Source organism: Pseudarthrobacter sp. NPDC058119 (genome assembly GCF_042884655.1).
Taxonomy (GTDB): Bacteria; Actinomycetota; Actinomycetes; order Actinomycetales; family Micrococcaceae; genus Arthrobacter.
The window spans coordinates 206,777-221,945 of record NZ_JBHVTN010000008.1; the positions used below are offsets into that span (position 1 = coordinate 206,777).

Sequence of the window (15,169 nt, forward strand, 5' to 3'; positions counted from 1 at the left end):
AGCGCCGCGTCCCACGGCACCGGTCCGGGAAAGTCCGTGTGGTAATTTTGAACAGCAAACATTCCTTTTTTAATTCCGTCCTGTGAGGCGGGGAAAGGGGAGACGAGCGTTGACATCTGTCACCAGCGCACCGGTTCCAGCCAGGGTTGTCCTCAGCCAGGCGGACATTGACCGGGCCCTCACTCGTATCGCCCATGAGATCCTCGAAGCCAACAAGGGATCCCGGGACCTGGTCCTGTTGGGCATTCCCCGCCGCGGTTACCCGCTGGCCGTCCGGCTGGCCGAAAAAATCGCCGCAGCAGACGACAGCGTTGATGCCGCCGCCATCGTGGGCCAGCTCGACGTCACCATGTTCCGCGACGACCTCTCCCACCAGGGCACCCGGCCGCCGTATCCCACCAGGCTGCCGCGGACCGGCATCGACAACAAAGTCGTGGTGCTGATCGACGACGTCCTCTATTCGGGCCGCACCATCCGTGCCGCCCTGGACGCCCTCGTTGACCTTGGCCGGCCCCGTATCGTCCGCCTCGCTGTCCTGATCGACCGGGGCCACCGCGAACTCCCCATCCGCGCAGACCATGTAGGCAAGAACCTGCCCACCTCCTCCGCGGAGAAGGTCCGGGTCCGGCTGGAGGAAACGGACACGTCCGACGCCGGAGCGCCGGTCAACGAAGTCGTGATCGAGGGCGGCGCATGAAACATCTCCTGTCCACCGGGGACCTGAGTCTCTCGAACGCCATCCGCATCCTTGACACTGCCGAGGAAATGTCGGCTGTGGGGGAGCGGGAGGTGAAGAAACTTCCGGCGCTGCGCGGCCGCACCGTGGTCAACCTCTTCTTCGAGGACTCCACGCGCACCCGCATTTCCTTCGAAGCCGCGGCCAAGCGGCTCTCTGCCGACGTCATCAACTTCGCCGCCAAGGGATCCTCCGTCTCCAAGGGCGAGTCGCTCAAGGACACGGCCCAGACCCTGTCCGCCATGGGGGCTGACGCCGTCGTCATCCGTCACTGGGCGTCCGGGGCACCCCACCGCCTGGCCGCTACGGACTGGATCGATGCCGCCGTCATCAACGCCGGCGACGGCACCCATGAGCACCCCACCCAGGCCCTCTTGGACGCGTTCACCATGCGCCGGCACTGGGCCCGCCTGGCCGGCACGGGCTCCGAAGGAACGGACCTCAAGGGCATGCGGGTGGCCGTCGCAGGTGACGTCCTGCACTCCCGCGTCGCCCGGTCCAATGTGTGGCTGCTCCGGACCCTGGGCGCGGAAGTCACACTGGTGGCGCCGCCCACCCTGCTGCCGGTCGGCGTCGACAAATGGCCCTGCAGCGTCAGCTACGACCTGGACCAGACCCTCGCAAACGGCGTGGACGCCGTCATGATGCTCCGTGTCCAGGGCGAACGCATGAACGCGTCGTTCTTCCCGAGCACCCGTGAATACTCCCGCCGCTGGGGCTTCGACGACAACCGGCTCCGGGCACTCGATGACCTGGGCATGACGGACACCATCATTATGCACCCGGGCCCGATGAACAGGGGCCTGGAGATCAGCGCCGCTGCCGCTGATTCGCCCCGCTCCACCGTCCTGGCCCAGGTCCGCAACGGCGTGTCCGTGCGGATGGCCGCACTGTACCTGCTGCTCTCCGGGGACACCCGGGAACCAGCCACAAACCGGGCCCCGGCCTACGCCGCAGCCCCGTCCACCAAGGAGAGCAACTGATGGCAGGCAACACCGGAACGTACCTCATCCAGGGTGCCGCCATCCTGGGCGGCGACCCGACCGACCTGCTGGTCCGCGACAGCATCATCGCCGAGATCGGCCATGGCCTGTCCGCTGACGGCGCCACCGTCATCGACGCAGCCGGACTGGTGGCCTTGCCCGGCATGGTGGACGTCCACACCCACCTCCGCGAACCCGGCCGCGAAGACGCCGAGACTGTCGAGACCGGAACACGTGCAGCGGCATTGGGCGGTTACACCGCCGTGCACGCGATGGCCAACAGCACACCGGTGGCCGACACCGCGGGTGTGGTGGAACAGGTCTACACCCTCGGCCAGGCAGCAGGGTGGGTGGACGTCCGCCCGGTAGGCGCCGTCACCGTCGGCCTCGCGGGGGAGCAGCTTGCCGAGCTGGGCGCCATGGCAGATTCCCGCGCCCGGGTGCGGATGTTCTCCGACGACGGGATCTGCGTCCACGACCCCGTGCTGATGCGCCGCGCCCTGGAATACGTCAAGGCGTTTGACGGCGTGGTGGCCCAGCACGCCCAGGAACCGCGCCTTACCGCCGGTGCCCAGATGAACGAGGGCGACGTCTCCGCCGTCCTGGGACTCACCGGCTGGCCCGCGGTGGCCGAGGAAAGCATCATTGCCCGCGACGTCCTCCTGGCCCAGCACGTCGGCTCGCGCCTGCACGTCTGCCACGTCTCCACGGCCGGTTCGGTGGAGATCATCCGCTGGGCCAAGGAACGCGGCATCGACGTCACGGCAGAGGTCACACCGCACCACCTGCTGCTGACCGACGACCTGGTGCGCAGCTACGACCCTGTGTTCAAGGTCAACCCGCCGCTGCGCACCGACGCGGACGTCCAGGCATTGCGCGCCGGCCTGGCAGACGGCACGATCGACGTTGTGGGTACCGACCACGCGCCGCACCCCAGCGAGCACAAGGAATGCGAGTGGGCGCAGGCTGCCATGGGCATGACCGGACTGGAAACGGCGCTGTCCGTAGTCCAGCACGCCATGATCGAGACCGGCCTGATGACGTGGGCGGACTTCGCCCGGGTCACGTCCGCCGCGGCAGCCAAAATCGGCCGGCTGGCCGACCAGGGCAGGCCCATCGAAGCCGGGGAACCCGCCAACCTCATCCTGGTGGATCCGGCCGCGCGCTGGACGGTGGACCCCTCCACGATGGCCACCATGGGCCGCAACTCGCCCTTCAAGGGAAGGGAACTGCCGGGCAAGGTGGTGGCCACCTTCTTCAGGGGCCACCCCACGGTCCTCGACGGTGCCCTCAACACGCCCCACCCGGACGCCGCCGCAACCCCGGCAGGCGCTGCCTGATGGACAAGATCCTTCCCGGCCTTGCCATGCTGGCGGTGGTCGCCGTCGTGTTTGTCCTCCTCGCAGTGGGCTGGCGCAACCGCCTGAAGCGCCAGTCCGGCGTCGAACAACTGCCCCCGGTACCCGACGCGCCGGGCGAGCCCACCGCCGCCGCCGACGGGCAGTATGTGGCCACCACCACGGCCGGTGACTGGCTTGACCGGATCGCCGTGCACGGCCTGGGCATCCGCACCAACTCCACCCTCGAGGTGTACCCGCACGGCGTCCTCTTCGGGCGGTCCGGCGCACCGGCGCTGTACATCCCCGCGGCCTCCCTCACTGAAGTCCGGCAGGACAGCGGCATGGCAGGTAAGTTCGTGGAAAAGGACGGCCTCCTGGTGCTCGGATGGACGCACGGCACGCATGAACTGGATACCGGCTTCCGAACCCGCCGCGCTGCGGACAAGGACGTGCTGTACCAGGCCCTTCAGGAATTGATTTCGTCAGCCCCAGCGGCTGGTGCCACCAGTGGAAAGTAAGACAGTGAAAGCGAATACATTGACAGCAACCACCTCCGCTCCGGCAGCCCTGGTCCTCGAAGACGGACGCATTTTCCGCGGCACCAGCTACGGTGCCACCGGCACCGCGCTGGGCGAGGCCGTCTTCGCCACCGGCATGACCGGCTACCAGGAAACCATCACCGATCCCTCGTACGCCCGCCAGCTAGTGGTGCAGACGGCACCGCACATCGGCAACACCGGCGTGAATGATGACGACGCCGAGTCCCGGCGGATCTGGGTGGCCGGCTACATTGTCCGCGATGCCGCGCGCCGCCCCTCCAACTGGCGTTCCGAGCGGTCGCTCGACGAGGAACTGGTGGCCCAGGGCATCGTCGGCATCCAGGGCGTGGACACCCGAGCCATCACCCGGCACCTGCGCGAGCACAAGACCATGCGCGCCGGTATCTTCTCCGGCGAGGCGGCGCAGGGCACCGACAAGGAACTGCTTGACGCCGTCCTGGCCAGTGCCCCCATGGAGGGTTCGCGCCTGGCCGAGGAAGTCAGCGTCGATGAAGCGTACGTGGTGGAACCCAAGGACCATGGCTGGGAGGGCGAACCCCGCTTCAGCATCGCGGCGATCGACCTTGGCATCAAGGCCATGACCCCGGTCCGGTTTGCCGAGCGCGGCGTCCGCGTCCACGTGCTCCCGGCCACCGCCAACCTCGAGGACGTCAAGGCCGTCAACCCGGACGGCTTCTTCATGTCCAACGGCCCGGGCGACCCCGCCACCGCCGATGCCCAGGTCAAGCTCCTGCGCTCCGTCCTGGATGAGAAGCTGCCCTACTTCGGCATCTGCTTCGGAAACCAGATCCTGGGCCGTGCACTGGGCTTTGGCACCTACAAACTCCGCTACGGCCACCGCGGCATCAACCAGCCCGTGATGGACCGCCGCACCGGCAAGGTGGAAATCACCTCCCAGAACCACGGCTTTGCCGTGGACGCACCGCTCGACGGCGCCACCCAGGCACCGGAAGGACGCTACGGCCGGGTGGAGGTCAGCCACATCAGCCTGAACGACGACGTCGTGGAAGGCCTCGCCTGCCTGGACATCCCGGCGTTCTCCGTCCAGTACCACCCCGAGGCTGCCGCCGGTCCGCACGACGCCGCCTACCTTTTCGACCGCTTCATCGAGCTGATGGCGGATACCAAACAGACCTCCACCGACTCCAAGACTGAGGACAAGAAGTAATGCCGAAACGTACAGATCTCAAAAGCGTCCTCGTCATTGGTTCCGGCCCGATCGTCATCGGCCAGGCTGCCGAGTTCGACTATTCAGGCACCCAGGCACTGCGTGTCCTCAAGGAGGAAGGCCTCCGCGTCATCCTCGTGAACTCCAACCCGGCCACCATCATGACCGACCCCGAGTTCGCCGACGCCACCTACGTCGAGCCCATCACCCCCGAGGTGGTGGAGAAGATCATCGCCAAGGAACGCCCGGACGCCGTGCTGCCCACCCTGGGCGGCCAGACAGCGCTGAACACCGCCATCGCCCTGGACAAGAACGGTGTGCTGGAGAAGTACAACGTGGAACTGATTGGCGCCAACATCGCGGCGATCGAGCTCGGCGAGGACCGCGAGAAGTTCAAGGGCGTCGTGGAACGCTGCGGCGCCGAGTCTGCCCGCAGCCACATCATCCACAGCATGGACGAGGCCCTCACGGCTGCCGTGGATCTGGGCTACCCCATGGTGGTCCGGCCGTCCTTCACCATGGGCGGCCTGGGCTCCGGCCTCGCCTACAACGAGGATGACCTGCGCCGCATCGTCGGCCAGGGCCTGCAGTACAGCCCTACCAGCGAGGTGCTGCTCGAGGAGAGCATCCTGGGCTGGAAGGAATACGAGCTCGAAATGATGCGGGACAAGAACGACAACGTGGTTGTCGTCTGCTCCATCGAAAACTTCGACCCCGTAGGCGTTCACACCGGCGACTCCATCACCGTGGCCCCGGCGCTGACCCTCACGGACCGCGAGTACCAGAAGCTGCGCGACGTAGCCATCGCCGTCATCCGCGAGGTGGGCGTGGACACGGGCGGCTGCAACATCCAGTTCGCCATCGACCCCGCCACCGGCCGTGTGGTGGTCATCGAAATGAACCCGCGGGTTTCCCGCTCGTCGGCGCTGGCCTCAAAGGCCACCGGCTTCGCCATCGCCAAGATTGCCACCAAGCTCTCGCTCGGCTACACCCTGGACGAGATCCCCAACGACATCACGCAGAAGACCCCCGCGTCCTTCGAACCCACCCTCGACTACGTGGTGGTCAAGGTTCCGCGGTTCGCCTTCGAGAAGTTCCCGGCCGCGGACAACACCCTGACCACCACCATGAAGTCCGTGGGCGAGGCCATGGCCATGGGCCGCAACTTCACCGAAGCCCTGCAGAAGGCCCTGCGCTCCCTGGAGCAGAAGGGCTCGCAGCTGGACTTCAGCTCCGTCCCCGAATACGAAGTCGCGGAGCTCATCGAAAAGGCCAAGCGCCCCACCACCGAACGCCTGCACCAGGTTCAGCGCGCCCTCCTCGGCGGCGCCACCGTGGAACAGCTCTTCGAAGCCACCAAGATTGACCCGTGGTTCCTGGACCAGCTCCAGCTGCTCAACGAGATCTCCCACGAAATCCGCCAGGCCGGCGCCCTGACCAAGGACATGCTCCAGCGCGCCAAGCGCCACGGGTTCTCGGATGAGCAGATTGGTGCCCTGACCCACAACTCCGAGGCCGTCGTCCGCGGGGTCCGCCAGGCGCTGGGCATCCGTCCCGTCTACAAGACCGTTGACACCTGCGCTGCCGAGTTCGCCGCGTACACGCCGTACCACTACTCGGCCTACGACGAGGAGGACGAGGTTGCGCTGCACTCCAAGCCGTCCATCCTGATCCTCGGTTCCGGCCCCAACCGCATCGGCCAGGGCATCGAGTTCGACTACTCCTGCGTCCACGCCTCCATGGCGCTGCGCAAGGCCGGCTACGAGACGGTCATGGTCAACTGCAACCCGGAAACCGTCTCCACCGACTACGACGTCTCCACCCGCCTGTACTTCGAGCCGCTCACGCTCGAGGACGTGCTGGAGGTCATCGCGGCCGAGGAACGCACCGGCGGCGTCATGGGCGTGTTCGTCCAGCTCGGCGGCCAGACCCCACTGAAGCTGGCGCAGCAGCTGGCCGACGCCGGCGTGCCGATCCTGGGCACCTCCCCGGAGGCCATCGACCTGGCGGAGCACCGCGGCGCCTTCTCCCGCGTGCTGGACAAGGCCGGCCTGGTATCGCCCAAGAACGGCACCGCCGTCTCCTTCGAGGACGCGAAGACCATCGCTGACGAGATCGGCTACCCCGTCCTGGTCCGCCCGTCCTACGTCCTGGGCGGCCGCGGCATGGAAATCGTCTACGACGAGCCCAACCTGTCCCGCTACATCGCCAACGCCACGGAAATCACCCCGGACCACCCGGTGCTGATCGACCGGTTCCTGGAGGACGCCGTCGAGATCGACGTCGACGCCCTCTTCGACGGCACCGACATGTACCTGGGCGGCATCATGGAGCACATCGAGGAAGCCGGTATCCACTCCGGCGACTCCGCCTGTGTCCTGCCTCCGATCACCCTGGGGGGCAACGTCATCGAGCGCGTCCGCGTGGCAACCCGCGCCATCGCCGAAGGCGTGGGCGTCCGGGGCCTGATCAACATCCAGTTCGCGCTGGCCTCGGATGTGCTGTACGTCCTGGAAGCCAACCCCCGCGCCTCGCGTACCGTGCCGTTCGTTTCCAAAGCCACGGGCGTCCAGATGGCCAAGGCCGCGGCCCTGATCGGCACCGGCGTGACCATCAACCAGCTCCGCAGCGCCTACAAGATGCTGCCCGAGTCCGGCGACGGTTCAACCCTGCCCCTGGACGCCCCCGTGGCCGTCAAGGAAGCGGTGCTCCCGTTCAGCCGGTTCCGCACCCTCGAGGGCAAGGTGGTGGACTCCCTGCTCGGACCCGAGATGCGCTCCACCGGCGAGGTCATGGGCATCGACAAGCACTTCGACACCGCCTTCGCCAAGAGCCAGGCTGGCGCAAACAACGCCCTGCCCACCGAGGGCAAGGTCTTTGTCTCCGTGGCCAACCGGGACAAGCGCTCGGTGATCATGGCGGTCAAGCGGCTCTCGGACCTTGGCTTCGAGATCGTCTCCACCGGCGGCACCGCCGACGTGCTCCGCCGCAACGGCATCCAGGCCACCCCCGTCCGCAAGGTGGCTGAGGGCAGCAGCGCCGAAGGTGAAGGCACCATCGCCGACCTGATCGTGGCGGGGGAGATCGACATGGTCTTCAACACGCCCTCCGGTGGCGAGGCGCGCAGCGACGGCTACGAGATCCGTGCCGCGGCAACGTCCATCGGCATCCCGTGCATCACCACCGTGGCCGAATTCAACGCCGCGGTCCAGGCCATCGAAGCAATGCGCACCTACCAGTGGTCAGTTACCAGCCTGCAGGAGCACGCGGCGGCCCTCGCGGAATCGCAGAAGGCGGCCCTGCAGCATGCCTGAGGTATCCGGCACCAGCACGGTGCCAAGGGCCGGCCGGGAGTCGTTTGGCTCCCGGCTCGGCGCCGCCATGGCCGCCCGCGGCCCGCTCTGCGTCGGCATCGACCCGCACCCCGCCCTGCTGAAGGCATGGGGGCTTGACGACGACGCCGAAGGGCTTCGGCGTTTTTCGCTGACGGCCTTGGAGGCTGTGGCGTCGCTCGCTGCCGCGGTCAAGCCGCAGGTGGCTCTATACGAACGTCATGGATCCGCCGGCCTGGCCGTCCTGGAAGAGGTCCTGGCTGAAGCCCGCAACCAGTCGGTACTTACCGTTGCCGACGCCAAGCGCGGCGACATCGGCTCCACCATGGCCGCCTACGCCGACGCCTGGCTCCGGGACGGCTCTCCGCTCGCGGCTGATTCCGTGACCCTCAGCCCGTACCTTGGCTTCGAGTCGCTGCGCCCCGCGCTGGACCTCGCTGCGGAAACCGGGCGCGGCGTCTTCGTGCTGGCACTGACGTCCAACCCCGAGGGCGCCTCGGTCCAGCACGTCGGCGGGAAGGATTCCGTGGCCCGCCGGATCACGGAGTCCGCGGCGGCGGAGAACTCACGGTACGCCGGAGGCCTCGGCTCCGTCGGACTGGTGGTTGGTGCCACCGTGGGGAGCGCCCTGGCGGACCTGGAACTGGACCTCGCCGCTGTCCGGGGGCCCATCCTGGCGCCCGGGCTCGGTGCCCAGGGAGCAACCCCGGCCGGGCTGCGGGCCACGTTCGGCGATGCCTACCCGCTCGTCCTGGGAACATCCAGCCGCGATATCCTCGCGGCGGGACCGGAAACCCGCGGACTGCGTGAGGCCGCCCTGCGGACGCTGGAAGGACTGCGGGGCGAATAGGCCCCAATTGTCCGGATGCATTGATTCAGGCTGCACCAGAGGGTAGTTTCAGGACAGGTCCAAGGGCGGCCGCCCTTGGATGAAATCCGCCGACTCCGGGGGTGTCCGTGATGGTCCTGCGACCTTTATCCGCGTCTGAACGGGCCGAGGCCCTGGGCAAGGCGGCTGCGGCCAGGGCTACCCGTGCTGCTGCCAAGGAGAGCCTCCGGAACGGTGACAGGTCGGCCGCGGATATCATCAGTTCCGCGCTGGAGGACGACGCGCTGGCCCGCATGCGGGTTTCGGAGCTGCTCGAGGCCCTCCCGGGCATCGGGAAGGTCAGGGCCGCCGCCATCATGCAGCAACTGGGCATCGCGGCGTCCCGCAGGGTCCGTGGGCTGGGCGTCCACCAGCGCCGGGCGCTGGTAGATTTTATAGACGAGCACTGAGGCACAGGCGGCGCCTGTCCTTCCCCAACCGTGGCAAAAGGAATACGTGAGCAAGAAACCGGGACTGACAGTCCTCGCAGGTCCGACGGCTGTTGGCAAAGGCACCGTGTCCACCTACATCCGGGACAACTACCCCGAGGTCTGGCTTTCCGTTTCAGCCACCACCCGGGCCCCCCGGCCCGGCGAAGTGGATGGCATCCACTACTTCTTCAAGACCAAGGAAGAGTTCGAGCAGCTCATCGCCGACGGAGAACTCCTGGAGTGGGCGGTGGTCCACGGGCAGAACACCTACGGCACCCTGAAGAGCACCGTGAACGGGGCCATTGCGGAGGGCCGCTCGGTGCTGCTGGAAATCGACCTCCAGGGCGCGCGGCAGGTTAAAGCCGCCGTTCCCGACGCCCAGTTCGTCTTCCTGGCTCCGCCCACCTGGGATGAAATGGTCCGCCGGCTGGTGGGCCGGGGCACCGAAACCCCCGAAGAACAGCAGCGCCGCCTGGAAACCGCTAAACTGGAACTTGCTGCTGAACCGGAGTTCGACCACACCGTCATCAACGACGACGTCCGCCGGGCAGCGGACGAGCTTGTTTCACTCATGGGGCTGACTCCGCATCCACACCTGCCGGAACCGTCAGCCCGCTAGGAATTTGGAGAATCCGTGTCCACGAACCTTGAAGGCATCATCAACCCGCCGATCGACTCGCTGCTCGAAGCAGCCGACTCCAAGTACGGCCTGGTGATCTTCGGTGCCAAGCGCGCTCGTCAGATCAACGCCTACTACGCCCAGCTTCACGAGGGCCTCTTCGAGTACGTCGGGCCCCTGGTTGACACCAAGCTGAACGAAAAGTCGCTGTCGATCGCCCTGCGCGAGATCAACGAAGGCAAGCTGGTCTCCACGCCGATCGAAGCCGCAGAGTAACCTGCCGCCAACTGACATGCTGACGGAGACCACGTGCGCATAGTCCTCGGAGTCGGGGGAGGGATTGCCGCCTACAAGGTGGCATCCCTCCTCCGGCTTTTTACTGAAGCCGGACACGACGTCACGGTGATCCCCACGGAAGCGTCAACCCGCTTCATCGGCACCGCCACCTGGGAGGCGCTGTCCGGGAACCCGGTCAGCAACAGCGTCTTTGACGACGTCCACCTGGTGAACCACGTCCGGCTTGGCCACGAGGCTGACCTGGTGGTTGTTGCACCCGCGACCGCTGACCTCCTGGCCAAAGCCGCCACCGGCCAGGCCGGGGACCTGTTGACCAACACGCTGCTGATGGCTCACGGCCCGGTGCTGTTCGCGCCCGCGATGCACACGGAAATGTGGCAGCACGCCGCCACCCGCGCCAACGTTGAAACGCTCCGCAGCCGGGGCGCCGCTGTCCTCGAACCCGCCTCCGGCAGGCTGACGGGCGCTGACTCCGGACCGGGAAGGCTGCCTGAACCGCAGGCGATCTTCGACGCCGCCATGGCGCTGGTCCAGGGACAGTCCGACTTCCAGTTGCCCCTTGCCGGCAAGACCGTGACCATCAGCGCCGGCGGCACCCGCGAACCGCTGGACCCTGTCCGGTTCCTGGGCAACCGGTCCTCCGGCAAGCAGGGCGTGGCCCTGGCGGTCGCTGCCCGGAACGCCGGTGCCACCGTCCGGCTGCTGGCGGCACACATGGACGTCCAGCCGCCTGCAGGGATGGAGGTGGTGCGCGTGGAGACCGCATTGCAGCTCCGGGCGGCCGCGCTGGAGGCCGCTCCCGGCTCCGACGTCATCATTATGTCGGCCGCGGTGGCCGATTTCCGCCCGGCCGACGTCTCCGACACCAAGATCAAGAAACGCGACGACACCGCAGACCCCGTCATCACCCTGGTCCGCAACCCGGACATCCTGCAGGAACTGGTGGAGCGACGCGACGCCGGCACGTCCGGGGCCGGGCAGCTCATCGTCGGCTTCGCCGCGGAAACCGGCGACAGCGAGGGCGACGTCCTCGCATACGCCGAAGCGAAACTGCAGCGCAAGGGCTGCGACCTGCTGGTGGTCAACCACGTGGGCACGGACAAAGTCTTCGGGCAGGACTCCAACTCGGTGGTCATACTTTCGCGCGCCGGCTCCGAACCACAGGAGGCTTCCGGCACAAAGACGGAGGTTTCGGAAGCCGTCATTGCCCGCATCGGCTTTGAACTGAACCGTGTTTCGACGAATTGACTGCGTTTCGCCCCGGACCTGAGTGTTCCGCACCACGTTTGCTTCTCGGGAGGACATCTCCCGCGGGGCCGGCGCCTTCCAACCAGTAAGGTAGTTGAGTGACTTTACCGCTGCACCTTCCCCAGACCCATGGGGCCACGCCCTCCGCGCTCCGGCTCTTCACGTCCGAGTCGGTCACCGAAGGCCATCCAGACAAGATCTGCGACCAGATCAGCGACGCCATCCTTGATGCGCTGCTGTCCGCGGACCCGGAGTCCCGCGTGGCTGTGGAGACCATGGCGACCACCGGGTTGGTGCACGTGGCGGGCGAAGTCACCACGGACGCATACGTCGAGATCCCGCAGATCGTCCGCGAAACCATTCTTGGCATCGGCTACGACTCTTCAGCGAACGGTTTCGACGGTGCCCGCTGCGGCGTGTCTGTTTCCATTGGCCAGCAGTCCAACGACATCGCCGGTGGCGTGTTCAACTCGCTGGAAGCCCGCGAGGGCCGCCAGGAGGACGACTACGACCTCCAGGGCGCCGGTGACCAGGGCCTCATGTTCGGCTACGCCAGCGACGAGACACCTTCCTACATGCCCACGCCCATCTGGCTGGCCCACCGGCTCTCCGAACGCCTCACCGACGTCCGGAAGACAGGCCAGCTGGCCTACCTTCGCCCGGACGGCAAGACCCAGGTCACGGTGGGCTACGACAAGGACGTTCCCGTATCGATAGAGACCGTGGTGATTTCGAGCCAGCACGCCGAGGGCGCAAGCCTGGAGCAGTTGCGCGCCGACCTCGCCGCCGTCGTGATTGAACCCGTCCTGGCCGCGGCCAACCTGGACATCTCCCGTGCCGCGAACATCCTCAACCCGGCCGGCGAATTCGTCATCGGCGGCCCCGTGGGCGACGCCGGCCTCACCGGCCGCAAGATCATCGTCGATACCTACGGTGGCATGGCACGCCATGGTGGCGGTGCCTTCTCCGGCAAGGATCCGTCCAAGGTGGACCGCTCTGCCGCCTACGCCATGCGCTGGGTCGCCAAGAACGTGGTGGCCGCCGGGCTGGCCAAGCGTGCAGAGATCCAGATCGCCTATGCCATCGGCCAGGCCCGCCCCGTGGGAACCTACGTCGAGACGTTCGGCACCGAAACCGTGGATCCGGCCCGGATCAGCGACGCCATTGCGGAAATCTTCGACCTCCGTCCCCGGGCCATCATCGATGCCCTTGACCTGAAGCGCCCCATCTACGCCAAGACTGCTGCCCATGGGCACTTCGGCCGCGACGAACCCGACTTCACGTGGGAACGCCTGGACCGGGTAGATGACTTGAAGGCCTTCTTCAACGCGTAGGTGAATTCCTGCCCGGACCCGGAAGCGTCGGGCCTGGGCAGGAAGCACACTGTCAGTGGCCTATGCTTGGCTGTTCATGTCCAACCCGGCAGCTGAACGGAGGGAGCCACAGTGGTCGCTGACAGTTCCGTCCAGCCCTCCCTGCTGCAGGGGTTCCCGGCCCGTGCACTGCCTGTCGGCGTAGACCTGGCCAAGCAGCTTCCCGTGGCGCGGATCCTCGTGGAATCGTCGCTGCCGCACCTGGACCGCCCCTTTGACTATGCGGTCCCGGTTGCGCTGGACCAGGACGCCCAGCCGGGTGTCAGGGTCAAGGTCAAGTTCAACGGCCAGGATCTCAGCGGCTTCCTCCTGGAGCGCCTGCCGGAGTCCGACGCCGGACACACCCTGGTGCCGTTGTCGAAAATAGTGTCCCCGGTTCCGGTCCTCACGCCCGCCGCCCGCGACCTTGCCGGGGCCGTCGCGGCACGGTACGCCGGCACGGTCAGCGACGTCCTCCGCCTGGCCGTACCGCCCCGCGTCGCCCGGCTCGAAAAGGACTACCCGGCATCACTGGACCCTGCAGGACCGGGTGGCCCATCCGGTGTGGAACCTAAGGAACCCGAAGACACCCGCGGTGCTCCCTCTGACCGGGCCGTTTCAGCGTGGACCTACTACCGCACCGGAGCTGCCTTCCTTAGGCACCTGGCCGCCGGCGGATCCCCCCGCGCGGTCATCAATCCCCTCCGGGGCTATGGGCCCGCCGGGTGGCCGGCACTGCTCGCCCAGGCGGCCGCCGCCGCTTACGCCTCAGGCAGGGGCGCGCTGCTGGTGGTGCCCGACTACCGGGACCTGGACCGGCTGGAGCAGGCGCTGATGGAGCTGCTGCCGGGGGAGGCCGTGGCCAGGCTCACGGCGGACGACGGCCCCACGCCGCGGTACCGGAACTTCCTGCGCCTCCTTGCCGGCCGGGCCAGGATCGCGATCGGCACCCGGTCCGCCGCCTTCGCCCCGGTGCAGGACCTGGGCCTCGTTGCCTGCTGGGACGACGGCGACGACCTCCACATCGAGCAGCGCGCACCCTACGCCCATGCCCGGGAAGTCCTCCTCCTCAGGGCAGAACAGGAAGGCACAGCCTGCCTCCTGGCGGGGCACGCCCGCAGCACCGAAGTCCAGCGGCTGGTGGAGGCCGGCTGGGCCGTCCCGGTTGAAGCCGAGCGTTCCATGGTCCGCAGGACCGTTCCGCGCGTGGTCAACACCGCCGACAGTTTTGAGCAGGAACGCGATCCCTTGGCCACCATCGCCCGGCTGCCCCACGCCGCCTGGCAGGCAGCCAAGCAGGGGCTGGATCGTGGCCCCGTCCTGGTCCAGGTTGCCAGGGCCGGCTACGCGCCCTCGCTCGTGTGCGAAACCTGCCGGGAACCCGCGCGGTGTAGCCACTGCCAAGGACCCCTGGCCCTGGCCGGAACAGCCGCCTTGCCCCAGTGCCGCTGGTGTTCCACCCCGGCTCCGGACTGGAAATGCTCCCACTGCGGCGGGCGGCGGCTCCGGAAAGGGGCCACGGGAATCCTGCGCACCGCTGAAGAGCTGGGCCGCGCCTTTCCCGGCACCACCGTCGTCACGTCCTCGGGCGACCAAGTGAAGGCCACGGTGGGCGCCGGCAAGGCGCTGGTGGTGGCAACCGTAGGAGCCGAGCCCGTCGCAGAGGGCGGCTATGCCGCCGCCCTGCTTCTGGACGGCGATTCGCTGCTGCGCCGGGAAACCCTCCGCGCAGGCGAAGACACCCTGCGCCGCTGGTTCAACGCAGCTGCCCTGGTCCGCCCCTCGGCAGCGGAAGGCCTGGTGGTGGTCACTGCCACGGACACCGCCGCCACCGGGGCGCTGCTGCGGTGGGACCCGGCCGGCTATGCCCGGCGCGAGCTCTTGCTGCGGACGGAACTCCAGCTTCCGCCGGCGGTGCGCATCGCCTCCGTGACGGGGCCACGCGCCGCCGTCGAACACTACACGGGGGCCGTGGAAGCGGACCTGGCCGTCGGCGGCATCGCCGTGCGAACGGCGGGCCCGGCGCCGCTGCTGCTCACCGCACCGCCCACGGGCAGGCGCTCGGCCGAGGACGTCCGGACCCTGCTGTTCTTCCCGTACAGCCAAGCTGCCGCCGTCGTCCGCGTCCTGCGGGTCACCCGCGCCGCCGTGGCCGCCAAACGGACCATGGACCCTGTGCAGCTGCGGCTGGACGGCGTCGACGTGCTCTAGCTTTGCCGTGCACCGGGCCGTACG

General features: G+C 67.8%; 13 protein-coding genes. All 13 read left to right on the forward strand.

The annotated features are described in order from the left end of the window. Positions 1-109: 109 nt before the first annotated feature. The gene (gene pyrR / locus ACFVTD_RS17425) at positions 110-697 is read left to right on the forward strand and encodes a bifunctional pyr operon transcriptional regulator/uracil phosphoribosyltransferase PyrR (RefSeq protein WP_387565269.1); all 588 of its coding nucleotides are present in this window, start codon (positions 110-112) and stop codon (positions 695-697) included. Beyond that, a complete protein-coding gene (locus ACFVTD_RS17430; RefSeq protein WP_387565271.1) occupies positions 694-1,719 on the forward strand; it encodes an aspartate carbamoyltransferase catalytic subunit in 1,026 nt (341 codons plus the stop codon). The genes pyrR and ACFVTD_RS17430 overlap by 4 nt, the downstream gene beginning before the upstream one ends. Beyond that, the gene (locus ACFVTD_RS17435; RefSeq protein WP_387565273.1) at positions 1,719-3,059 is read left to right on the forward strand and encodes a dihydroorotase; all 1,341 of its coding nucleotides are present in this window, start codon (positions 1,719-1,721) and stop codon (positions 3,057-3,059) included. Before ACFVTD_RS17430 ends, ACFVTD_RS17435 begins: the two co-directional genes overlap by 1 nt. Continuing rightward, entirely contained in the window at positions 3,059-3,577 is a 519-nt protein-coding gene (locus ACFVTD_RS17440; RefSeq protein WP_387565275.1) for a hypothetical protein, read from the forward strand. The genes ACFVTD_RS17435 and ACFVTD_RS17440 overlap by 1 nt, the downstream gene beginning before the upstream one ends. Beyond that, positions 3,558-4,787 (forward strand): glutamine-hydrolyzing carbamoyl-phosphate synthase small subunit, encoded by a 1,230-nt coding sequence (carA, locus tag ACFVTD_RS17445; protein ID WP_387565277.1) that lies wholly within the window; start codon positions 3,558-3,560, stop codon positions 4,785-4,787. Before ACFVTD_RS17440 ends, carA begins: the two co-directional genes overlap by 20 nt. Further along, positions 4,787-8,101: a carbamoyl-phosphate synthase large subunit gene (gene carB, locus ACFVTD_RS17450; protein WP_387565279.1), complete on the forward strand. Its 3,315-nt coding sequence runs from the start codon at positions 4,787-4,789 to the stop codon at positions 8,099-8,101. Before carA ends, carB begins: the two co-directional genes overlap by 1 nt. Beyond that, on the forward strand, positions 8,094-8,969 hold the full coding sequence (pyrF, locus tag ACFVTD_RS17455) for an orotidine-5'-phosphate decarboxylase (protein ID WP_387565281.1): 876 nt from the start codon (positions 8,094-8,096) through the stop codon (positions 8,967-8,969). The genes carB and pyrF overlap by 8 nt, the downstream gene beginning before the upstream one ends. A 110-nt stretch (positions 8,970-9,079) precedes the next feature. After that, positions 9,080-9,397 (forward strand): integration host factor, actinobacterial type, encoded by a 318-nt coding sequence (mihF, locus tag ACFVTD_RS17460; RefSeq protein WP_210411227.1) that lies wholly within the window; start codon positions 9,080-9,082, stop codon positions 9,395-9,397. 46 nt (positions 9,398-9,443) lie between these two features. Then, the gene (gmk, locus tag ACFVTD_RS17465; protein WP_387565283.1) at positions 9,444-10,037 is read left to right on the forward strand and encodes a guanylate kinase; all 594 of its coding nucleotides are present in this window, start codon (positions 9,444-9,446) and stop codon (positions 10,035-10,037) included. Positions 10,038-10,052: 15 nt separating this feature from the next. Continuing rightward, positions 10,053-10,313, forward strand: a complete 261-nt coding sequence (gene rpoZ, locus ACFVTD_RS17470; RefSeq protein WP_003800778.1) for a DNA-directed RNA polymerase subunit omega — start codon at positions 10,053-10,055, stop codon at positions 10,311-10,313. Positions 10,314-10,346: 33 nt separating this feature from the next. Next, positions 10,347-11,582, forward strand: coding sequence for a bifunctional phosphopantothenoylcysteine decarboxylase/phosphopantothenate--cysteine ligase CoaBC (gene coaBC / locus ACFVTD_RS17475; RefSeq protein WP_387565285.1), 1,236 nt, complete (start codon positions 10,347-10,349; stop codon positions 11,580-11,582). 98 nt (positions 11,583-11,680) lie between these two features. Beyond that, positions 11,681-12,916: a methionine adenosyltransferase gene (gene metK / locus ACFVTD_RS17480; RefSeq protein WP_387565287.1), complete on the forward strand. Its 1,236-nt coding sequence runs from the start codon at positions 11,681-11,683 to the stop codon at positions 12,914-12,916. Positions 12,917-13,027: 111 nt separating this feature from the next. Beyond that, positions 13,028-15,145, forward strand: a complete 2,118-nt coding sequence (locus tag ACFVTD_RS17485) for a primosomal protein N' (RefSeq protein ID WP_387565289.1) — start codon at positions 13,028-13,030, stop codon at positions 15,143-15,145. Positions 15,146-15,169: the final 24 nt, after the last annotated feature.